This is a genomic window from Streptomyces sp. NPDC052101, assembly GCF_040680235.1.
GTDB lineage: Bacteria > Actinomycetota > Actinomycetes > Streptomycetales > Streptomycetaceae > Streptomyces.
In genome coordinates this window covers 24,792-45,041 of sequence record NZ_JBFAWH010000043.1, presented here as the reverse complement: position 1 = coordinate 45,041, position 20,250 = coordinate 24,792, and the positions used below count along the sequence as shown (strand labels likewise).

The following is a 20,250-nucleotide window of genomic DNA, read 5'->3' as shown; positions in this document are numbered from 1 at the left end:
CCGCCTGGTCATCGACGGTCACGGACTCGGTCACGGTGTCAGTCACTTGATGTCTCTTCCATGATCATCAATTACACCGGTGAGCGTACAGACCCCCACTGAGCCCTGCGACACTGAAAAGCGCCCCGTCCCCGGCAGCTGCAATGCCGGGGACGGGGCGCTTCTGTGTGCGGGTCAGGCCGTGACGCGTTCGATCTCGATGGCGAGGACGCCCAGGGCCTCTTTCTCCGGGCCGTAGATGCGGCGGATGTTCGTCAACTGCTGCTCGCGCGGGGAGTCGGGGTTGACGTTCTCCGGTCCCTCGGTGTCGAGCATCTCCTCGAAAGAGGCGTAGCGGGCTACGCGGGCGACGCGGACCAGGCATTCGTCCTTGCCGCAGGCGAACTTGATGTGCTGGCCGGCGGCGAGATTGCGCAGGTTGGCGTACTGAACCCGGACCTCGATCGTCTTGCGGCCGGAGGCCACCAAGTCGAAGTAGCGGCGGTAGAGGTTCATGTGCCGGGCGCGGGGCTGGGCGGGGGCTGCAGTGCGGCGGGTCATGAGGCGGTCGATCTCCTGGGTGGTGTAGGAGCGGTAGAAGTGCTTGGGGTCGGCGAGCATGACGCCGACCAGCCAGACCATGGCGTCGACGTAGTCGTCCACGCTGCCATCCCAGGCGGTGGCATCGAGCATCCACGGCCTGGCCCCGGTCGGGGGCGGGACGGTGCCCTCGCGGATCAGCGATTTCGACAGCTTGGCGCCAGTGTCGGTGAGCACCATCGGCGTGAAGATGCGCGGCGGGGCGCCTGGGCCGGGCAGGGAGGCGAAGGCCTCGTCGACCAGCTGGCAGCCGTAGGCCCAGTCGCCGCCCTTGACCATGACGTTGAGGGTGCGCGGTGGTGAGGGCAGGCGCTCTTTGACGAGGTTGCGGTAGAGGGTGGCGAGGTCGATGTACGGCTCGGGCCGGTCGGGGGTGACCAGGACCTCGTACGGGCCGTGGTCGGTGCACACACCTTGAACACGGCGCCGCCGACAAGCCGCACTCGGCCGGTTGACACCCGTCGAATTCGAGACCGTCATGACCACCCCGGCCCTCCAGGCCGCGTGACCGAACCTGTCACCTGAACCTGCACCAGACCGGAGCTTCTCGATCGTGCCGTCGGCGGTCCAGGCGCTGAAGTGTGAGAAGACGGTGGTGTGGGGCGGGAAGTCGTGCGGGAGGTAGCGCCAGGGGATGCCGGTTCGGTTGACGTAGAGGATCGCGTTCATGACTTCACGCAGGTCGGCGACTTTGCCGCCGAGGTTGAGTGAGGTCCTCTGTCTCTCGGCTCGCCACGCAGTGAGCGTCGGTTCCATCAGGGCCCAGCGGGCGTCGGACAGATCGCTCGGATAGGACTTGCGAGGCGGCTAAGTTGTCATAACAGCACTGATACGGCTGGGAGTTGGAGCCCATACATCGCTCGTCCGGGTGACCGACGAGGGCGTTCCGCTCATATTCGAACCGGACAGGAGCTGTTGGGGCAGAACGTGACAGCACGTCCGATCGGCAGCAGGCATCGCGCCTGCATATTCAGGGCGAAGAGTGTCAATTAACCGATCTGGGACGGCCGACAAAACAACCAAACCTGCACGTCAGCAGTGTGAACGTCCTCTCAGGGTTCAGCCAGCGTAATGGGCGGCAGACGGGACAGAGGGCTTTGACCGTCCGGGCGGTGCCTGGGGCCGTCGTACTTTCACATAGAGCGCAGTCAAGCGGTCCAAGAGGGCCTCCAAGTCAGGCCTCACAACCCGATCCTGAAGACCCTCACCCGAACAACAAGCCCGTGGGCCGCACCTTCGCCGGGCCCGCCTCATGCTTCTTCTCGCTTCGGGCTTCAGTCTGCGATCGTGTCGGTGGGGCTTGCGCGCAGGGTGATCCTGCCGGGGAGCACCGTCGCGATGAGGGCCAGCGCCGCGGCTGCCGCCACGATCGTCAGATAGATCACGGGGGACATGGCCGGAGCCGCCTCACCTGTCATGCCGATACTGAAGGACGTGAGCGTGGCCAACGAGATCATCGTACCGAGCACGATCGCGGTGAGCGCCACGGTCAGGGCCTCCAGGCGGAGCATCCGCAGGACCTGTCGCCGGGTCATGCCGGCCAGGCGCAGGAGGGCGAACTCGCGTGACCGGTCGGCGGTGGACATGGCCAGGGTGTTGACTGAGGCGATGGCGGTGAAGGCCACGATGAGCCCCATGGCCACGTAGTTGACCTCGGCGTTCTCCTCGTGCGTCGTCGCCTGACGGTCCGCCATACGCCCGCTGCCGGTGACCACCGCGCCGGGGAAGTCCTTCACGACCCCTGCCAGTTGCTCCCGTACCGTGTCCCGCTTGGCACCGCCGCCGGCCGCGACGAGCACGGAGTCGCTGAGCGGATTGTCGATGTGCCCGGCCACGAGATCATGTGCCATGGTCAGGTCTCCGAAGCCGAGACCCCGCTTGTACACCGCGACGACGCTCACGGTGGCGGGAGTGCCGTCGCCCAGCACCAGCTTCATCGTGTCGCCGGGATGAAGGCCCTTGCTGTTGGCGACCACATCACTGACGGCGACTGCGTGGCCGCCGAGTCGGTCCAATGAGCCCTCGGTGACCTTCAGGTCCATGGTCGAGGCAAGACCGCGGGGGGTTACGCCCTGGACGGAGTACTTGTCCAAGCCGGGCGTGCGGACGGACGTGTGCACGATCTCGGTCACGGCCCTCACGCCGGGCAGGCTCCGTATCCGGTCGGCTACGGCGCCGGGCACGCCGGGTCCTGTGGAGTCGACCACCCAGTCCGCTGTGACACCGTTGCGGACCTGATGCTCGGCCGCGTTGCCCAGGGTGGTCTGGACGAAGATGATGGTGGACGCCATGCCGACCAGGAGGGTGAGCGGTGTGATCACGGCGGCCAGCCGCTTGGCGTTGGCGCGGGCGTTGTGCGCCGCGAGGTACCCGGCGACCCTGGACAGCCGCAGCGGAACGCCCAGGACGGCCAGTGCGCCCTTGGCCGTCAGCGGGCCGAGCAGCGCGAGCCCGATCGAGATCACGAGGACCACGAGGTAGGTCACCGGCATCGAGGTCGGTTCCGTGTGCAGTGCGGCCAGGACCACGAGCAGGACGATCCCGCCGGCCAGTGCGATTGCCCCGGCCGCGAGCCGCCCCCAGGGCAGGCGGTCGCCCTCGATGGCGGCTTCGGACATCGCCTCGGCCGGACGGATCCGGGAGATGCGGCGCGCCGAGATACGCGCCGCCGCCCAGGCGGCGAACAGTGTCGCGGCCATCGCCGCCAACACCGGGAAGGGGCTGCGGACGAGCTTGAGGGTCTCCGGGATCGTCCCGAAGTCCACGAACTTTCCGTGCAGCCAGGACGCCAGCGGCAGACCGGCCGCCGCGCCGAGCAGACCGGCGGCGAAGCCGACGCACACCGCCTCCCGGCCGATCAGCCGGCGCACTTGCTTGGGGGTTGCCGCCACGGCCCGCAACAGGGCGATCTCCTGGCGGCGTTGCTGGATGGACAGGGCGAACGTGCCGGACACGACCAGGACCGCCACGAGCAGCCCGATGGCGCCGATCGCGCCTCCCATGCTGATCAGCTTGACCCGGGCCTTGGCTGCCCCGAGGAACTCCACCCGGCCGCGGTCACCGCCGGTGGACACCTGCTCGTGGGGCGAGTCACCGAGGGCCGTCCGCACCGCCTTGGCCAACTCCGCTGTGCTCACACCCTCCTTGGGCAGCACGCCGATCACGGCTTCCTGGCCTAAGTGGCCGGCCAGTCGGCGGGCCTCGTCCGAGGAGAAGAAGACCGCGGCCTGTTCCTTCAGATCACCGCCTGGGGTGGTGGCGATCCCCGTCACCGTGTACGTCGAAGGCGAGCCGGTGGCCTGAACGGTCACCTTGTCGCCGGGGGCCAGGCCTGCGCGGGAGGCCAGCCCCCGGTCGATGACGATCTCATGGGCGGTCCGCGGAGGCGCCCCCTTGTCGATGCGGAACGGTGTCAGCTGGGCAGACGCCCACGCGTGCCCCGACGACTCCTTGCCGTCCGGGCCGCTGAGGATCCTGCCGTTCGATCCGACCACGTACGCGGGGAAGTCGAGTTCCGGCACTACCGCCCGCACCCCGGGGGCCGTCTCGATCCGCTCTCGGGTGGCGGAGGGCAGCCACACCCTTTCGTCGAGTGGCTTGGCCTTGTCCTTGGTCTTGCCCTTCTTCTTCGTGACGTGGTGGACGTTCTGGTCTGCCGCCACGATGACGGGCGTGCCGGAGTACCGCTCGGTACCGATCTCGCCGCGCAGTCCGGTCTCCAGCAGATCACCGCAGGCGGTCACCAGAGCCGCGGCGCACATCAGCGCCAGGAACGCCCCGATGAACCCCGCCTTGCGGGCCTTCAAGGACTGCAGTGCGTAACGCAGCATCAGGCCCACGCTCCGAGGTGTGTCATGCGGTCGGCGACGCGGTCGGCGGACGGCGACTGCATCCGGTCGGCGATGCGGCCGTCCGCGAGGAAGAGCACCGTGTCCGCGTAGGACGCCGCGACCGGATCATGGGTGACCATCACCACCGTCTGGCCGGTGGCGTCAACGCACGAGCGCAGCAGGGTGAGGATGTCCCTGGCGGTGACCGTGTCCAGCGCGCCGGTCGGCTCGTCACCGAAGATGACATGAGGGCGCGTGATCAACGCGCGAGCGATGGCGACCCGCTGCTGCTGGCCGCCGGAGAGCTGGGACGGCCGCGTGTTGGCCTTTCCCGTGAGACCTACCCGGGCCAGCACCTCCTCCAGCCAGCGCCTGTCGACCCGTTCACCGGACAGCCTCAGTGGCAGGATGATGTTGTCCCGGACTGTCAGTGACGGCACGAGGTTGTATGCCTGGAAGACGAATCCGACGTGCTTGCGGCGCAGCTTCGTCAGCTGGGTCTCGTTCATGCCGCTGAGCGCGATGCCGCCGATCCAGCATGCGCCGGAGGTGAGGCTGTCCAGGCCCGCCGCGCAGTGCAGAAACGTGCTCTTGCCCGATCCCGACGGGCCCATGACCGCGGTGAAGGTGCCGGGTGGGATGGCGACGGACACCGTGTCGAGCGCCCGGACGTCACGCCCTCTGCGGTCTGCGCTGCCGTAGATCTTGGTCACCGAATCGAGCCGGACGGCCTGGGGCGTGCCGCTAAGCAACGTCTTCTCCTGACTGGTTCGGGGCCGGAAAGGCCAGGAATCGGGTGAGCACGGTCCGTGCCCCCGCCGGGGCTCCCTCAGGCCGCTTGTACCGGTTGAGGAGCGCGATGTACTCCTCGAAGAGGTCGTGCAGCTCTGTGAGGGTCACCTGGACGGTTCCGCGTGAGTAGGGGAAGGCGTCCAGCCACTCCCCCAGGTCGTCGTCTTGCTGCTGCAGTTGTTCGAACAGCCGTAGATCCGCGGTGTAGGCGAGCCGGTTCATCTCGTCGACGACGACACGGGTCTGCGGATCCTGCGCGCTGCGCGTCGGTAGCCGTAGGTCGCCCGAGACCGCACGCCACCAGCGCTCGCGACCGCGTCCCTTGCCCTTGCTCCCGGATGCGGCGTCGGCCCGGATCTCCTCGACGAAACCGTGCCGGGCGAGTTCTCGCAGGTGGTAGCTGGTCGCGCCGGTGTTGAGATCGAGGGCACGGGCGAGGGTGGCGGACGTGGCCGGGCCGTGCATGGCCAGCTGTTCGAGCATCTGCTGGCGTCTGGGATGTGCGAGAGCCTTCAGCCCGCTGAGGGAGGGGGTGAACGTCATGTCCACAGATTGCTGTGCACAGACCTTTGTGCACGATCCTGCAGGCACCCCGGGCCATGGTGGGGATATCCCTACCATGGCCCGGGGCCACCGGCCGGCCCGGCACTGCCACGGCGCCGGTCACCTTTCCGCCACGGTGCTCGGCTGCCGCCTCGATGGTGGTTGCGCTGCGCGGAGGCGGGCTCGTGCCCGGTCGAGCAGGGACAGGAGAGGGCCCGTCAGGGTGGTGGTGGCGAGGGCCATCACCACCAGTGCCAGGAACATGGACGGTGTCACCATTCCGGCGCTGTAGCCGACCTGAAGGACGATCAACTCGGTAAGACCCCGCGTGTTCAGCAGGACACCGAGGCGTGCCGCTGTCCATCGGGACTCCCCGCCCAGGAGGGCCCCGAGACAGCCGCCGCCGATCTTGCCCAGGGTGCCCAGTACGGTGGTGAGGATCAGCAGTGTCCAGGGCGCCGAGCTGAGGCTCTTGGTGAACACGGTGACACCGGTGACCACGAAGAACACCGGTACGAGTTGCCGGCCCAATCCTGTCACGGAGGTCACGGCCGTGGTCCAGGCCGACGACGTGCCCGTGGGCATCGCAAGGCCGAAGAGTACTGCTCCGAAGATCATCGACAGGCCGAGTGATTCCGATATCAGTGCCGCCGCGATGGCACCGGCACCGACCGCGGCGGCTCCCGAGCGCGGGAACCGGGTGACCCACGCTCGGGCGGGCTCGGTGTGCAGGAGAGGTCCGAGCAGCAGCATGGTCACAGCCACTGCGGCCGTGATCGTCAGCACCCGCAGCGTGCCGGTCACGCTGCCCTTGTCGAGTCCGACCGCGACGGACAGCAGGATCCAGCCCACGCCGTCGAGAATGATCGCGCAGGTGAGGGCGAGCTGTCCCTCACGTGAGGTCGTCAGGCCACGGTCCGACAGGAGGCGCGCCAGCACCGGCACCGCTGTGATCGACATGGCCACCGCGGTGAACAGCGCGAACGCGGGCAGGGGGGAGGTGCCGCGCAGCGTCGGGTCGTCGACCAGCAGCACCCAACCGACCAGCAGCGCGCCCGTGCACAACGGGGGTACCAACGCACCGAAGACGATCCAGGACATCGTGCGGCGGCCGGGTCCAAAGGCTCCTGTGCGCAATTCGTGGGTGAGACCGACCAGGAGCAGCGCGAGCCCGGCCTCGCCGATCGTTTTCAGCGCGTGCAACACGTCGCCGGGCAGTAGCCGCCCGAATACGTCCGTGCCGACCAGTGCCTTGACGGCCGGCCCGGCGAGCAGGCCACCGGTGATCTCGCCGATCACCTCCGGCTGCCGTAGTCGCCGGGCCGCGCCGCGGCCGAGCCAGGCCAGTGCCAGCACGGCTACCAGGCATACGGCTACGTGCGTCAGGAACAGCGGTGCGTCTCCCACACTCATGGGGGGTGTCCTTCACTTAGGGCACTTGCGTCGAATTCGGCAGACGGCCGCAGAGCCGGAGGGGATGGGCGGGCTCCCGGTTCGGACGAATGAGCTGCCGGACACCCGACACCCCTCAGGCCGCCTTCACGGTGCGGCCGCGGTGTCAGCGGGCCAGCAGGGTGCCGGTCCCGTTCGTCCGTGCGGCCGCGTACACCAGCGCGGCGAGCGCGACATCATGGACGCCCATGCCGAAGGGGTTGACGACGATGCGGTCCGCGGCGCTGACGGGCCGCCTGTAACCGCCGGAGAACAACGTGGCGAGATCGGCATCGACCTGTCGCCCACCCCGGGGCGGCGCCACATCCGGCCCGGTCACCCGGCCCGCGTGCGCGAGCCTGCCCAGCAGGCGGGACTCGTCCTCGGCGACCAGCGGCCAGTCGTCGACCAGCAGGTGGTCGCAGCCCAGCAGGAGTTCCTCGGTCGCGTCGTCCAGCGAGACGTTCACGAACACCGCGCCGCTGGGCAGCCACTCCAGGGGAACGTACGCGGTCGTGGTCGTTGTCGCGGCAATGGTCACGTCCCCGGCGCGTACCGCGTCCCGTGGGGTGACCGCGACCTCGACGGCGGCGTCCGGCAGCGCCCGCACCACCCGGTCGGCGAAAGCCGCCGCACGCCCGGCGTCCCTGTCGTGGACGGTGACCGCGACCGGGTGGGCGCGGGCGGCGAACAGTTCCAGATGGGTGTATGCCTGCCGACCCGCGCCGAGGAACGCCAGGTGACGGATGTCGGCGAGGTCACGGACCCCGCGCACCGCGGCCAGCGAGACCGCGGCGGTACGCAGGGCGCTGAGCCGACCGCCCTCCATGACGCACACCGGCATGGCGGTGTCCGGGTCGAACAGGAGGATCAGCCCGTGGGCGCGGGGAAGGCCACGGTCCGGGTTGCCCACACAGGCGTTGATGATCTTGCAGCCGTAGGAGTCACCGTGCCAGGCAGGCAGCACCAGGCTCCGCGCGCCGGTGCCGTCGGATGCCCTCCAGCGCAGGGCGGCCTCGGGAGTGATCCCGGCCTTCCCCGCGTGCACAGCGAGGAAGCTGTCCGTGACGACCTGGAGTGGGTCGATCGTCCGGCTCAGATCGGCAACCTGCGCGGCGTCCAGGTACAGCAGTTCTTCCGGGTGGGGAACGGTCATCGGTACTGCCTTCCGCGCGTCGGTTCGGGTGTGAGCGTGACCCGAAGCCCGCTGTAGCCGTGGACGAAGTTGGAGAACAGGCGCTGGGGCGCCTCCTGGAGCCGGATCTCGCTCACCTGGGTGCGTAATGCCTCGGCCATGGCGCTGACATGGGCCCGGCCCAGGAACGCGCCGAGGCAGAAGTGCGGGCCGTGTCCGAAGGCGATGTGCTTGTTCGGCGTACGCGCCGGATCGAAGGCATACGGGTCGGTGAACACGTCCTCGTCGAAGTTGGCGGAGCTGTTCCACAGGCTCACCACATCGCCCGCCCGGATCATCCGGTCGCGTATCCGGACGTCGACGAGGGCGCGCCGGCCGAAGTGCATCGCGGGTGTCGTCCAGCGAAGCACCTCCTCGGTGGTGCTCTCCACACTCACCTCGCCTTCCTTGAACCGGCGCCACTGCTCAGGGTGCTGGCTGAAGGCGATGAGACCACCGACCGACGAGAACCTGCTGGATTCGTCGCCTCCCAGGATGAGGCTGTAGCAGTTGAAAACGATCTCCTCTTCGGAGAGCGGCTCTCCGTCGATGGTGGCCGTCGCCAGAGCGCTGATGACATCGTCGCCGGGGTTGCGGCGCCGACGGGCGGCGAGTTGGGAGAAGTAGAGCAGGATCTCGTTGCGCGCCAGCGTCTCGTCCAGTTCGCTGCTGTCGGAGCTGTGGCGGGAGAGGGTCATGGTGTTCCACTCGACCAGCTGCTCCCGGTCGGCGGTCGGGATGTCCATCAGGTCGCCGATGGTGTTGATGGGGATGCGGTCGGCGACGTCCGCGACGAAGTCCAGGTCGCCGCGGTCCACTGCGTACGCGACCAGCTCGTCGGTACGTCGCCGTATGCCCTCCACGACAGGTTCGAGCACGCGCGGCGCGAACATTTTGAGCATCAGGTTGCGGATCTCGCGGTGCCGGGGTCCGTCGGTGACGGCCAGCATCTTCCGGGATGCGGAGTCCTCGCCCTTGAGCAGGGTCGTCAGGACGTTGCCCTGTTCGGACGTGAACCGCTCGTTGTCCCGGTACGCGGCGACGATGTCGCCGTACTTGGACAACACCCAGAAGCCGGGCGCCCGCCGCGTCGCGGGGTGCCAGTGCACGGGGCTGTGCTCGCGGTAGACCCGCCACATCTGATGCGGGTCGTGGTCAAGAAACGTCTGCGGGTCGGTGAGATCCAGGGCTTCGGGATCGACCGCCGCCGACTGCGACTGGAGGGGCATGGTGTGTTCTTCTCCGGGCGGAAGGGCCAAGACGACGTCACTTGCCGTGGAGTTTGCAGAGGTACTCGTACGTTGAGGGCAAGGTGCCCAGCAGTTCGTCTCGCCTGCGCCGGATGTCCGCGAAAACCGTCTCGGCCGACTCGATCGACGACGGCCGGTGGTTCAGTGCGGGCAGCGAGTGGTCTGGCAGCAGCCCGAGCCCGGCGAACACGCAGTAGTAGTTCGCGTTGCTCCAGAAGTTGCGGAACTCGGCTTCGAAGTTGCCGTAGTAGTTGCTCTCGTCGGTGACGGGCAGGCTCACCCCCAGACCCGACTTGTATACGGCGACCTTCTCCTGAAAGTCGCTCGCGAGTTCCAGCTCCTTGCATGCCTGCCAGAACGGTGTGTCGTTGCGCGGTGCGAAGCTGAAGTGAGCTTGGATGAAGTCCCGGGTGTCGTCGAACATCGTCTCGATCTCACGGTTGAACTGGCCGATCAGGACCGGATCGAAGCGCTTGTCCGGAAAGTGCTTGACCAGCTGGTAGAGCGCCGCGTAGACGAAGTAGATGCCGGTGGACTCCAACGGTTCCAGGAAACACGAGGAGAGGCCGATACCGACGCAGTTCTTCACCCAGGCGCGGCGGTTGCGGCCGACCCGGAACTTGATGTGGTTCAGCGGCTGCTGCTCCGGGTCGAGGTTCCACATCCGGCAGAACTCCTCCGTCGCCTCGTCCTGTGAGGCGAAGCGGCTGGAGTACACGTAGCCGGTTCCGAACCGGCCGAGCATGGGAATCTTCCAGGCCCAGCCCGAGGACATCGCGATAGCCGAGGTGAAGGGCTCGACCCCCTGGGTCGCGTCGTCGTGCGGCACCTGCGTGGCGACGGCCCGGTCGTTCAGCAGGTGGTCGCTCATGTCCAGGAACGGCTCTTTCATCACCTGGTTGATGAGCAGGCTGCGAAAGCCGGAGCAGTCGACGAACAGGTCGGCCTCGATCCTGCGTCCGGCTTCCGTGCTGACCGCGACGATGTGACCGGACTGGTCGATCTCCGCCCCGGTGAACCTGTCCTCGATGTGCACCGCGCCCTGCTTCTCGGTGGAGAACCGGCGCAGGAAGTCCGCTACCAGATTGGCGTCGAAATGCCATGCGTAACTGGCCCACCTGGTCCCGTCGAGGTAGCGGGGGGACAGGTTCTGGTCGAATACCGCCGGCTGCGGGTAGCACGCGCGGTCGAAGGGTTCGTCTGTGGCGCCGCTCAGCCTCTTGTGTGTCCAGTAGTGCGACAGCGGCAGGCTGTCATGGGCCGGCAGCAGCCCGAAGAGGTGGTCGAAGTGGTCCACGCCGTTGCCGAATGGCCGCGCCTTGGCCGCACCCGTGCCGGGCGTCCGCCAATTGACGAACCGTATGCCCATCTTGAAGCTGGCGTTGCACTCGGTCATCCACTCCTCCTCGGACAGGCCGAGGAAGTCGAAGAAGACCTTTTGGAGGTTCGGGATCGTGGCCTCGCCGACGCCGATCTTCGGAACGCCCGGCGCTTCCAGGACCGTGATCGAAACCGTCGGCCCGAGTGCTCTTCCCAGGTACGAGGCGGCCATCCAGCCGGCCGTACCGCCCCCAAGTACGAGTATTTTCTTGATGCCGTTGTCATCCATGGCGGTCAGGTCTCCAAGCAGTCGGTGGACGGGGCCCCGGTCCGGTCTTCATCTCTGTTCTTCGGTCACCGCATCGGCCGATGCCGACCAACTGGCGTATCGGCGCAGCCCATACAGGAGGGGAGTCGGTGTCAGATCGCGCGAGACGACGTTCTCGACCTCGGCGAAGACGGCGGTGTGGTCTCCGATCGGGGTGGTGCTCGACACGGCGCAGTCGGCCGTGGCGTGGGCGTCGGTGCCCAGGTGCGGGCCTCTGGCCCGCACCGGAAGATGCCAGTCGACGGCGTCGAACCGATGGGGGTCCCCGCGGCTGAAGAAGCGCGAGACGGCCTCGGCCCCGTCGTGGAGCAGATTGAGCGCGAAGCCGCCGTGCTGTCGCACGGCGGCCAGGGTCGGACTGGCGCTGCGCAGGCACACGACGAGAGTGGGCGGTTCGAGTGCGACGCTGCACAGCGACGTGCAGGTCATGCCCCACGGCCGCAGATCGGCGTCGAGGGAGGTGATGATGGCGACGCCGGTGGGAAAGGCGGCCATGAAGGGACGCAGATCCGCGAGCGTCTTGGCCTCGGCCGGCTGCTCGGCGGAGGCGGCCCCCGGCATGGAGGCAGGTACCAAGCGGGACATTCAGGGCTCCTCCCGTCGGTGGGATGTCATGAGGAACAGCGGCGAACGCACCGGCCGCACGACCGGGAGGGGGCCGGCCACCGTCGGCGGCTCAGCGCTCGTGCAGCCGGCACAGGTACTCGTACATGCTGGGCAGGGTCTCCAGGAGGTGCTGCTGCCGCTTCCTGACCTCGTCGAACAGCGGCTCCGCGGTCTCGACGGACCGGGTCCGGTGCGCCAGCGACGGCAGCGGGGCGTCCGGGAGGAAGCCCAGACCCGCGAACATGCAGTAGTAGCTGCCGTTGGTCCAGAAGTTGCGGAACTCGGCTTCGAAGTTGCCGTAGTAGGTGCTCTCGTCGGTGATCGGCGGATTGACCGGCAGTCCGGCCTGATAGGCCGCGATCTTCTCCCGGATGCTGTCGGCGAGCGTCAGCTCCTTGTTGGCCTTCCAGAACTCGGTGTCCGACCTGGGGGCGAAGTAGAAGTGCGTCTGGACGAAGTCCCGGCAGTCGTCGAACATCACCTCGATCTCGCGGTTGAAGCCGTCGATCAGGGCCTCGTTGAACGAACGGTCCGGGAAGTGCTTGGCGAGCTGGTAGAGCGCGGCGGTGATGAAGTAGATCCCGGTCGACTCCAGCGGCTCCAGGAAACACGATGAGAGGCCTACGCTGACGACGTTCTTCACCCAGGCGCGGCGGTTGCGGCCGACCCGGAACCTGATGTGGTTCAGCGGCTGCTGCTGCGGGTCCAGGTTCCACATCCGGCAGAACTCCTCCGTCGCCTCGTCCTGTGAGGCGAAGCGACTGGAGTACACATAGCCGGTCCCGAACCGCCCGAGCATGGGAATCTTCCACGTCCAGCCGGAGGACATGGCGATGGCCGAGGTGTACGGTTCGATGCCCTCCGACTGATCGTCGTACGGCAGCGCGGTGGCCACCGCACTGTCGCAGAGCAGGTGGTCGCTCATGTCGATGAAGGGCTCCGCCATCGCCTTGTTGATCAGCAGGCCGCGGAAGCCGGAGCAGTCGATGAACAGGTCGCCGTCGATCCGCTCACCGCCCTTGGTACGCAGTGCCTCGACGAAACCGCGCTCGTCCGTGACCACCTCCGTCATCTCGTCTGCCACGCGCCGCACCCCCAGCCGCTGAGTCGCGAGGCGGCACAGGAAGTCGGCGACCAGCTGCGCGTCGAAGTGCCAGGCGTACCGTGTGGAGGGTGTGCCGTCCGACCAGCGTGGTGACTTCTTGGCATCCATCACCGCAGGCTCGGGGAAGCACGCGTAGTCGAAGGGTTCGTCGGTCCGGCCGTGATGGAAGTCGTTGTACCAGTAGTGGGACAACGGCACCTGATCGTGATCCGGAAGCAGCCCGAAGGTGTGGTAAAAGCTGTCATCGCCGCCGCCGGGCAGCGGACGCGGCTCGGGTCGGCCGCTGCCGTCCGTACGCCAGTTGATGAACCGGATCCCCATCTTGAAGCTCGCGTTGCACTCGCGCATCCACTCTTCCTCGCCGACGCCGAGGAAGTCGAAGAACACCTTCTGGAGATTGGGAATGGTGGCCTCGCCGACCCCGATGCGGGGGATCGACGGCGCCTCCAGCACGGTGATGTCGGCCGTACCCTCCAGGGCTTTGCCGAGGTAGGCGGCGGTCATCCAGCCGGCGGTGCCGCCGCCGAGAATGACGACGCTCCGAATGCGATTGCCGTGGTTCTCCATAGGGGTTCCTCGTCTCGCTTCGGCCGACGGAAGGTGTCCCGCGTGCGGCCGGTGGCGGTAGTGGTGTCGGTGATGGGGTCGCCGTCCTGAATCAGCGCAGGACGGCCCCGTCGGCCTCTCGGGCGGGCCGGGAGCGGCGGTAGTCCAGGCAGGCGTAGACCCGGTGCAGCCACCGGTCGCTGCCGTCGTAGCGGGGCGTGAAGGGGGTCCGTCCGTGTACGGCGAGCCGGTTGTCGACCACCGCGAGGTCACCGGCGCGCAGGGGGTGCGCGACGGTGGTGCGCGAGAGCGCCTCGCTCAACTCGGTCATGGCGGCCGCGGCCTGCTCGTCGAGGGGATGGGTGGCGGCGAAGTCCACTACCAGATCCGGGTCTTCCGCGGCTCCGTTGAGCAGCGCGTGGTTCGGGGTGACGGTTCCCAACTCGCCGAAGGACGGGGGTGGTTCGGTCATGAAGCGCTCCTCGGACAGGACACGGCGCGTGGCTTGGGCCAGCAGTGGCAGAGCGCGGCGGATGGACGCGGTGCACAGCCGCGCGGCCCCGGAGGGGTCCTCTCGTACGCCCAACAGACCTACGTAGTCGGGGCGGTCGGGGTGGAAGGCGTTCTCCGAGTGCATCTCGAGCCGGACGGATCCGGCGTTGCTCTGCTGCCGTTCCCTGCCGGGCACCGGGACGACGTTCTGCACCAGGGCGCCCCCCTTCTCGTTGCGGTAGGCGATCACCTCGCCGAGCTGGAGCATGGCGAGGGTGATGACCGCGGCGGACGTGGTGGGGCTGCGCTCGACGGAGTCGGCTTCCGTGGGGGTGGGGGGCAGGGCCGGACCGACGGGGAGGTTGCCGATCAGGAGCAGGGCGTCGGGGCCGGCGTCGTGCCGGAACGAGCGCAGTGCGGTGAGGAGTTCGCCGGGGAGGCGAGTGGACGCCGCGCGCGCCGCGTCCAGCCACTTGGCGCTGTCCAACGGCTCTCGCGTGGTCTCCACAAGCTCCTTGGCTACGGCGGCGACCTGGGCACGCTGGATGTCGTCCAGTCTCAGCGTCGTCGCGTGCAGAGGTGGAAGTATGTCGGTGTCAGCCATGATGACCTACCTCTTTTTCATCCGCATATCCGCGCTCGCATTCCGATGTGCTGTCAGGTTGCCGGGCCCGGCTATAAAGCATCTATAACTGATGCGGAATCGCCGCCGCCGTAGAAAATGTATAGAACCGCTGTGCACACTCCGCTGAGCAGCCCCACCACGCACCCACTCAGCGGGAGAGACGCATGGCAACCTCCGAGACGGCGAGGCTCCTGGACGAGAAACGCCGACGTATCAAGGAACTGGTTTGCGGCATTCTGGAGCTGAATCCCGAAGACATCACCGATGACAGCCTCTTCAAGGCCGAACACGGTGCGGATTCGCTGGGCCTGCTGGAGGTTCATGCCGGCCTGGAGCAGGAGTACGGCATCTCGCTGGAACACCTGGAACTGGCCGACATGACGAACCTTGAGGCGCTCTACGTGGCTGTGGCCACGGCCCGGGGACCGGTCGAGCAGTGATGCGCCCCACGCGAGGGCCCCGGCGTCGAGTGGTGATCACCGGCATGGGGGTCATCAGCTGCATCGGCACCGGAGTCGACGCGTTCGCCGAGGGCCTGAAGGCCGGCCGCAGCGGTGCCAAGCCGATCACGGCCTTCGACACCTCGGGCTTCGCCCACTCCATCGGCTGTGAGATCACCGACGCGGATCCCGCCGACTGGTTGCGCACCCTGCCCGCCGACGAACTCGGGCGGGCGGCGCGGTTCGCCGCGGCCGCGAGCCGTATGGCGGTGGCCGACGCCGGACTCACCGAGGAGGACGTGCAGGCCCGTCGCGCGCTGGTTGCCGTGGGAACCAGTGACGGCGAGAGCAGGGACCTGGACCACTTGGTCGCCGCCCAGATCGCCGGGGGTACCGACACGATGGATCCGACGGTGGCCGGCAGGGTCTCCCTGAGCCGTCTGTCCGTGGGAGTGGCGCGCGAACTCGGCCTGGAGGACGTGGAGGCTGTCACGGTGCCGACGGCCTGCGCCGCCGGAAACTACGCCATCGGAGCCGGTTACGACGGCATCAGCGCGGGTGATGTGGAGATGGCGCTGTGCGGTGGCACCGACGCTGTCTGCCGCAAGACCTTCACGGGGTTCTACCGGCTGCGCACCATCGCGCCGCAGGTGTGCCGTCCCTTCGACCTCCACCGTGAGGGGATGCTGGTCGGTGAGGGCTCCGGCGTGCTGCTGATGGAGAGCCTGGAGTCCGCGCTGGCGCGCGGAGCGCACGTGTACGCGGAGGTCCTGGGCTACGGGCTCTCCTGCGACGCCCGCCACCCGGTGGCCCCGGACCGCGACAGCATCGCCCGCAGCATCCGGGCCGCACACCGGCAGGCCGGCATCACTGCGGCGGATGTGGACCTCATCTCGGCGCACGGCACGGGGACCCGGGCCAACGACGCGACCGAAGTCAGTGCGATTCGCGAGGTGTTCGGCGAGGACATGCCGCGGACCGTGTCCATCAAGTCGATGGTCGGCCACGCTATGGGCGCCGCCAGCGCGCTGGCGGCGGTCGCGTGCGCCATCGCCCTGCGGCAGGGCTTCATCCCGCCCACCATCAACCACGTCGAGACCGACCCGGAATGCGCCGTGGACTGCGTGCCCAACAAGGCCGTCGAGGCGGACCTGAGAGTCGCGGAGAACCACGGGCTCGCGTTCGGCGGCAACAACGCCGTCCTCGTCCTCGCCAGATACGACGAGCGGGACATGCCGGCGCTCACGCGCACGGCTCTCGCGGACGACTGAGGAGCAGCAATGGCTGACATCCTGGGCGGATGGGTCATCTCCGAGATGGCTGTGGCCTCGCCGTACGGGCTCGGGGAGGACGCGTTCGCCGAAGGCATCCTCGCCGGACGGCGGGCACCGGCTCCCCTCGACGCCGGTGACTGGCCGGTCCCGTACACCGAGGCGGGGCTGATTCCCGGGTTCGACGTGGTGAAAGCGCTCGGCCCCAAGGGCACCCGTTCCATGGACCGGCTCACCGGCATCGTCGTCGCGACTACGGGGCTGCTGCTGGAGAGGTGCGGCACCGCGGTCGCGGATGCCGCGGAGGAGACCGGGCTGGTGCTGGGAACCCCGGGGAGTGTTCAGAGCGTCATGGCCTTCACACACGACGCCCTCTCCGGGGAACGGCCCTTCAACGTCAATCCGGCCCATTTCCCCAATACCGTGCTGAACCACCCCGCCGGACGCAGTGCCATCTGGCACGGCCTCAAAGGCCCGAACGTGAGCGTCTCCGGTGGTGCCGCGAGCGGACTGCACGCCCTCAACTACGCGTCCCGGCTGCTGCGCGGGAGCCATGCCGGCACGGTGCTGTGCGGCGCCGCGGAGGAGTTCTCCGTGCAGCGGGCCCGCTTGGAGCACGTGCTCACCGAGGGCGCGGGCGCGCCACTCGGCGAGGGTGCCGCGTTCTTCCTCCTGGAGTCCGTCCGCAGCGCGCGGCGCGGGGGACGCACTCCCCGGGCGGAACTGCTCGGATGCCGGTTCCGGGTCTTCACCCGGCCTGAGCTGGCCGGCAAGGCACTGGTCGCATGCGTCACCGACCTGCTCCAGGAGACGGGCACGGACGCCGAGGAGATCGGCGCGGTCGCGCCGACGGGGGCACCCGGATTCCCGGGAGAGCAGGAGGCGACGGCCCTGGAGGAGGTCCTGGGCCCGAGAGGCACCGACGGGCGGGCCCGCCTGGAGTTGCACGGCCTGCTCGGTGGCACCGGAGCGGCCTCGGCGGCCCTCCAGTTCGCCGGGCTGCTCACTCTCGCCGCCCATGCACCGTGGGGCACCCGGCGCCTGGCGCTGGTGACGGCCGTCGACGGGGAGGGCATCGCTGCCTGCGCGCTGTTCCGGTCAGCCACGGCAGACGGGAACGGTCCGCGATGACCTTGACGACACCGCCCATGCCCCTTTCCGCGGTCCAGGAAGCCCTGTGGGCCGCGTACCGGATCGCACCGCGCAGTCCGGCCTACAACACCGTGCTGCGGCTGCGCGTGCGCGGGGGCGTCGACATCGATCTCCTCAAGCGGGCGGTCCGGGCAGTGCAGGAACGTCACGAACAGCTGCGCTCGCTGTTCACCGAGGTCGAGGGCCGGCCCTGCCGGATCCTGCTGGAGGAGGCCCCCGGGTGCTTCGCGCTGCACGACCTCACCGGAGTCGGCGAAGGCCAGTTGCTCACCGCATCCCGGCAGGCCTGCCTGGCGCCGTTCCAGCTGGAGACCTCGGGACCGCTGCGCGTCGTGCTGGTGCGCCGAAGCCCGCATGACGGCGTCCTGGTGATCGCGGTCCACCACATCGTCAACGACTTCGTCTCACGCGCCTTGATCGTGCGTGACCTCCTCGGTGCCTACACCGACCTGGCTGCGGGCGCAGATCCGCAACTGCCGCCCCCGACGGCCTCCTACGCCGACCACGTCGAACAGGAACGCCGATACGTGGGGTCCGCCGCCGGGCAGGAGACGGCTGCTCGGTGGGGCCGGCTCCTCGCCGGCGCGGTCCCGGCGGAGTTCCCCCTGGACCGTCCGCGGCCTGCGGTGCGTTCCTATGAGGGCGACACGGTGCAGCGACAACTGCCCGCCGACCTCGTGTCCTCGCTGACGCGCTGCGCCGAATCCGTGGGGGTGACGCCCTTCGCGTTCGTGCTGGCCGCCTTCCAGGCGCTGTTCCATCGCTGGACGGGGCAGGACGACTTCCTGCTGGGTGTCCCCGCCACCACGCGGGTCGGCCGCCGTGTCAGTGAGGTCGTGGGCTGCTTCACCAACACCTTGCCCGTGCGGGCGAGATGTCACCCAGGTCTCACGTTCGACGACCTGGCGGTGGCGGCCGACCGTGAGGTGCTGCGCGGGCTGAGGGACGGCCGTTATCCCAGCGCTCTTCTGAGCCTTCCCACCGGTGCCGGACGAGACGCGGGGCGGGCGCCCCTTTACCACATGGCGTTGTTCATGGTGGACCTGGAGAAGATGTACAGGTCGGTGCCGCGCCCCCCGGAAGGCGTCATGGAGGGGCCTTCGGCCCACTACGCGGGGCTTCGGGTCGCCATGATCGACACACCGCAACAGGAAGGGCAGATGGATCTCATGATCCGTCTGGAGCGGGGCAGGACGACGATATCCGCGGCGTACTCCTACAGCACGGATGTTTTCGACCGAGGGTCCGTCGAACGCCTCGCGGACGGATTCGAGCGGATTCTGCGCGCGGTTGTCCGGACCCCGGGGATGCCGGTGGCCGAGATTCCGCTGACGGACGCGGACGACCTGGCGGAGCTGCTGGAGCTGGGCATCAGCGACGGGCATCGGATGTGAAAGGGGGGAGTATGGCGGTGACGGGACTCAGAGGAATCCTTTCAGCCGTGGGCAATACACCACTGGTCGAGCTGGAAAGGCTGTTGGACGGATATCCACTTCGGGTGTTCGCCAAGATTGAGCGCGGCAACCCTGGTGGCAGTGTCAAGGACCGCTCCGCACTCGGCATGCTCATGCACGCCATTCAGGCGGGTGAACTCGTACCCGGAAAGTCCACGGTCATCGAGTCGAGTTCCGGGAACCTGGCCATCGGAATAGCCCAGATCTGCCGCTACTTCGGCATCCGGTTCATCTGTGTCGTGGACGCGCGGACCACCGAGCAGAATCTGGCGATCCTGCGCGCGTACCAGGCCGAGATCGAGATCGTCACCGAACCGGACCCCGTCTCGGGTGAGTACCTGCCGCAGCGGCTGCGCCGGGTCGAGGAGCTGATGGGCACGGTGCCGTCCGCATACCGGCCCGATCAGTATGCCAACCCGGCCAACCGGCGGGCGCACCTGGAGACCATGCGGGAGATCGATCAGGCCCTGGACGGTGCCGTCGACTATGTCTTCTGCGCAGTGGGCACGGCCGGGACCCTGGGTGGGTGTGCGGACTACGTGCGGTACCACTCCCTCCCCACCACAGTCGTGGCTGTGGACGCCGTCGGAAGCGTGCTGTTCGACTCCCCGGTCAGATGCCAGCGCCTCATCCCCGGGCACGGTGCCTCGGTCGTGCCGGCTCTGCTCGCGGTTTCGGACGCCGACCGGGTGGTCCACGTCGACGACCTGGGAGCGGTGGTGGGCTGCCGCCGGCTGATGCAGCGGGAAGCCGTGCTCGCCGGCGGGTCATCGGGAGCCGTCGCCACGGCGCTGGAGAAGATCGCCCCTGACATCCCGGCGGGCTCCACGTGCGTTCTGGTGCTGCCGGACGGTGGCGATCGCTATCTGGACACCGTGTACTCCGACACCTGGGTACACAGCCACTTCGGTGACGTCGCGCACCTGTGGCAGGACTTCGACCCCGCGAACCCGCGACCTCGGGAAACCGTCCGCTGCTGATCACCGCTCAGCGCGTACCGGACCGCAGAACCCCACACCGACTCAGGAGTCAACTCATGAACGACGGCACCGCCGCCGCTGCCGAGCGAACCCACTGCGTGGTCCGCAATGACGAGGAGCAGTACTCGATCTGGTGGGCCGACCGGGCGCTGCCCGACGGGTGGCACCCGGAGGGAACCGAGGGCAGCCGGGAGCAGTGCCTGGCCCGGATCGAAGAAGTGTGGACCGACATGCGGCCGCTGAGCCTGCGGCGCCGCATGGAAGCAGAGACCGCCGGATAAGGCGCCGCCCCGCCGCTCCCCTCGTCATGCCCGCTGGGGCGATCTTCTCAA

17 protein-coding genes and 1 pseudogene are annotated in these 20,250 nt (G+C 68.3%); 6 read left to right on the top strand and 12 right to left on the bottom strand.

Annotated elements, in window-relative coordinates; translation table 11 throughout:
- Window positions 1-174 precede the first annotated feature (174 nt).
- The 12 genes and pseudogenes from AB0L75_RS39160 to AB0L75_RS39105 form a co-directional block, all read right to left on the bottom strand.
- Window positions 175-540, bottom strand: a complete 366-nt coding sequence (locus AB0L75_RS39160) for an ASCH domain-containing protein (RefSeq protein WP_365190965.1) — start codon at window positions 538-540, stop codon at window positions 175-177.
- Window positions 541-1,122: 582 nt separating this feature from the next.
- Window positions 1,123-1,359, bottom strand: a pseudogene (locus AB0L75_RS39155) (transposase); the annotation flags it as partial.
- 494 nt (window positions 1,360-1,853) lie between these two features.
- On the bottom strand, window positions 1,854-4,409 hold the full coding sequence (locus AB0L75_RS39150) for an FtsX-like permease family protein (RefSeq protein WP_365190961.1): 2,556 nt from the start codon (window positions 4,407-4,409) through the stop codon (window positions 1,854-1,856).
- Window positions 4,409-5,161 carry an ABC transporter ATP-binding protein gene (locus AB0L75_RS39145; RefSeq protein ID WP_365190959.1) on the bottom strand — a complete coding sequence of 251 codons (753 nt, stop codon included), beginning with the start codon at window positions 5,159-5,161 and terminating at the stop codon, window positions 4,409-4,411. The genes AB0L75_RS39150 and AB0L75_RS39145 overlap by 1 nt, the downstream gene beginning before the upstream one ends.
- A complete protein-coding gene (locus AB0L75_RS39140; protein WP_365190958.1) occupies window positions 5,154-5,744 on the bottom strand; it encodes a helix-turn-helix domain-containing protein in 591 nt (196 codons plus the stop codon). The genes AB0L75_RS39145 and AB0L75_RS39140 overlap by 8 nt, the downstream gene beginning before the upstream one ends.
- 120 nt (window positions 5,745-5,864) lie before the next feature.
- Window positions 5,865-7,157: a cation:proton antiporter gene (locus AB0L75_RS39135; protein ID WP_365190956.1), complete on the bottom strand. Its 1,293-nt coding sequence runs from the start codon at window positions 7,155-7,157 to the stop codon at window positions 5,865-5,867.
- Window positions 7,158-7,302: 145 nt separating this feature from the next.
- Window positions 7,303-8,331 (bottom strand): ornithine cyclodeaminase, encoded by a 1,029-nt coding sequence (locus tag AB0L75_RS39130; RefSeq protein ID WP_365190954.1) that lies wholly within the window; start codon window positions 8,329-8,331, stop codon window positions 7,303-7,305.
- Window positions 8,328-9,578 carry a cytochrome P450 gene (locus tag AB0L75_RS39125; RefSeq protein WP_365190953.1) on the bottom strand — a complete coding sequence of 417 codons (1,251 nt, stop codon included), beginning with the start codon at window positions 9,576-9,578 and terminating at the stop codon, window positions 8,328-8,330. The genes AB0L75_RS39130 and AB0L75_RS39125 overlap by 4 nt, the downstream gene beginning before the upstream one ends.
- Before the next feature lie 37 nt (window positions 9,579-9,615).
- On the bottom strand, window positions 9,616-11,208 hold the full coding sequence (locus AB0L75_RS39120; RefSeq protein ID WP_365190951.1) for a tryptophan halogenase family protein: 1,593 nt from the start codon (window positions 11,206-11,208) through the stop codon (window positions 9,616-9,618).
- Window positions 11,209-11,256: 48 nt separating this feature from the next.
- Window positions 11,257-11,832 carry a flavin reductase family protein gene (locus AB0L75_RS39115; RefSeq protein ID WP_365190949.1) on the bottom strand — a complete coding sequence of 192 codons (576 nt, stop codon included), beginning with the start codon at window positions 11,830-11,832 and terminating at the stop codon, window positions 11,257-11,259.
- A gap of 91 nt (window positions 11,833-11,923) precedes the next feature.
- The gene (locus tag AB0L75_RS39110) at window positions 11,924-13,525 is read right to left on the bottom strand and encodes a tryptophan halogenase family protein (protein ID WP_365190948.1); all 1,602 of its coding nucleotides are present in this window, start codon (window positions 13,523-13,525) and stop codon (window positions 11,924-11,926) included.
- Between the two features lie 91 nt (window positions 13,526-13,616).
- On the bottom strand, window positions 13,617-14,600 hold the full coding sequence (locus AB0L75_RS39105; protein ID WP_365190947.1) for a TauD/TfdA family dioxygenase: 984 nt from the start codon (window positions 14,598-14,600) through the stop codon (window positions 13,617-13,619).
- A 185-nt stretch (window positions 14,601-14,785) separates the two neighbouring features.
- Between AB0L75_RS39105 and AB0L75_RS39100 the strand changes: the two genes are divergently transcribed.
- The 6 genes from AB0L75_RS39100 to AB0L75_RS39075 are packed head-to-tail and all read left to right on the top strand — an operon-like array spanning window position 14,786 to window position 20,199.
- Window positions 14,786-15,061 carry an acyl carrier protein gene (locus tag AB0L75_RS39100; RefSeq protein ID WP_365190945.1) on the top strand — a complete coding sequence of 92 codons (276 nt, stop codon included), beginning with the start codon at window positions 14,786-14,788 and terminating at the stop codon, window positions 15,059-15,061.
- Entirely contained in the window at window positions 15,061-16,332 is a 1,272-nt protein-coding gene (locus tag AB0L75_RS39095) for a beta-ketoacyl-[acyl-carrier-protein] synthase family protein (RefSeq protein WP_365190943.1), read from the top strand. Before AB0L75_RS39100 ends, AB0L75_RS39095 begins: the two co-directional genes overlap by 1 nt.
- A 9-nt stretch (window positions 16,333-16,341) precedes the next feature.
- Window positions 16,342-17,463 carry a beta-ketoacyl synthase N-terminal-like domain-containing protein gene (locus tag AB0L75_RS39090; protein WP_365190941.1) on the top strand — a complete coding sequence of 374 codons (1,122 nt, stop codon included), beginning with the start codon at window positions 16,342-16,344 and terminating at the stop codon, window positions 17,461-17,463.
- A 17-nt stretch (window positions 17,464-17,480) separates the two neighbouring features.
- A complete protein-coding gene (locus AB0L75_RS39085; RefSeq protein WP_365190940.1) occupies window positions 17,481-18,878 on the top strand; it encodes a condensation domain-containing protein in 1,398 nt (465 codons plus the stop codon).
- A gap of 11 nt (window positions 18,879-18,889) precedes the next feature.
- Window positions 18,890-19,918 carry a 2,3-diaminopropionate biosynthesis protein SbnA gene (sbnA, locus tag AB0L75_RS39080; protein ID WP_365190938.1) on the top strand — a complete coding sequence of 343 codons (1,029 nt, stop codon included), beginning with the start codon at window positions 18,890-18,892 and terminating at the stop codon, window positions 19,916-19,918.
- 56 nt (window positions 19,919-19,974) lie between these two features.
- The gene (locus AB0L75_RS39075) at window positions 19,975-20,199 is read left to right on the top strand and encodes an MbtH family NRPS accessory protein (protein WP_365190936.1); all 225 of its coding nucleotides are present in this window, start codon (window positions 19,975-19,977) and stop codon (window positions 20,197-20,199) included.
- Window positions 20,200-20,250: the final 51 nt, after the last annotated feature.

Coding starts and splice junctions, on each gene's coding strand:
- AB0L75_RS39160 (WP_365190965.1), bottom strand. CDS start 540: ATGACCCGCCGCACTGCAGCCCCCGCCCAGCCCCGCGCCCGGCACATG.
- AB0L75_RS39150 (WP_365190961.1), bottom strand. CDS start 4,409: ATGCTGCGTTACGCACTGCAGTCCTTGAAGGCCCGCAAGGCGGGGTTC.
- AB0L75_RS39140 (WP_365190958.1), bottom strand. CDS start 5,744: ATGACGTTCACCCCCTCCCTCAGCGGGCTGAAGGCTCTCGCACATCCC.
- AB0L75_RS39135 (WP_365190956.1), bottom strand. CDS start 7,157: ATGAGTGTGGGAGACGCACCGCTGTTCCTGACGCACGTAGCCGTATGC.
- AB0L75_RS39130 (WP_365190954.1), bottom strand. CDS start 8,331: ATGACCGTTCCCCACCCGGAAGAACTGCTGTACCTGGACGCCGCGCAG.
- AB0L75_RS39125 (WP_365190953.1), bottom strand. CDS start 9,578: ATGCCCCTCCAGTCGCAGTCGGCGGCGGTCGATCCCGAAGCCCTGGAT.
- AB0L75_RS39120 (WP_365190951.1), bottom strand. CDS start 11,208: ATGGATGACAACGGCATCAAGAAAATACTCGTACTTGGGGGCGGTACG.
- AB0L75_RS39115 (WP_365190949.1), bottom strand. CDS start 11,832: ATGTCCCGCTTGGTACCTGCCTCCATGCCGGGGGCCGCCTCCGCCGAG.
- AB0L75_RS39110 (WP_365190948.1), bottom strand. CDS start 13,525: ATGGAGAACCACGGCAATCGCATTCGGAGCGTCGTCATTCTCGGCGGC.
- AB0L75_RS39105 (WP_365190947.1), bottom strand. CDS start 14,600: ATGGCTGACACCGACATACTTCCACCTCTGCACGCGACGACGCTGAGA.
- AB0L75_RS39100 (WP_365190945.1), top strand. CDS start 14,786: ATGGCAACCTCCGAGACGGCGAGGCTCCTGGACGAGAAACGCCGACGT.
- AB0L75_RS39095 (WP_365190943.1), top strand. CDS start 15,061: ATGCGCCCCACGCGAGGGCCCCGGCGTCGAGTGGTGATCACCGGCATG.
- AB0L75_RS39090 (WP_365190941.1), top strand. CDS start 16,342: ATGGCTGACATCCTGGGCGGATGGGTCATCTCCGAGATGGCTGTGGCC.
- AB0L75_RS39085 (WP_365190940.1), top strand. CDS start 17,481: ATGCCCCTTTCCGCGGTCCAGGAAGCCCTGTGGGCCGCGTACCGGATC.
- sbnA (WP_365190938.1), top strand. CDS start 18,890: ATGGCGGTGACGGGACTCAGAGGAATCCTTTCAGCCGTGGGCAATACA.
- AB0L75_RS39075 (WP_365190936.1), top strand. CDS start 19,975: ATGAACGACGGCACCGCCGCCGCTGCCGAGCGAACCCACTGCGTGGTC.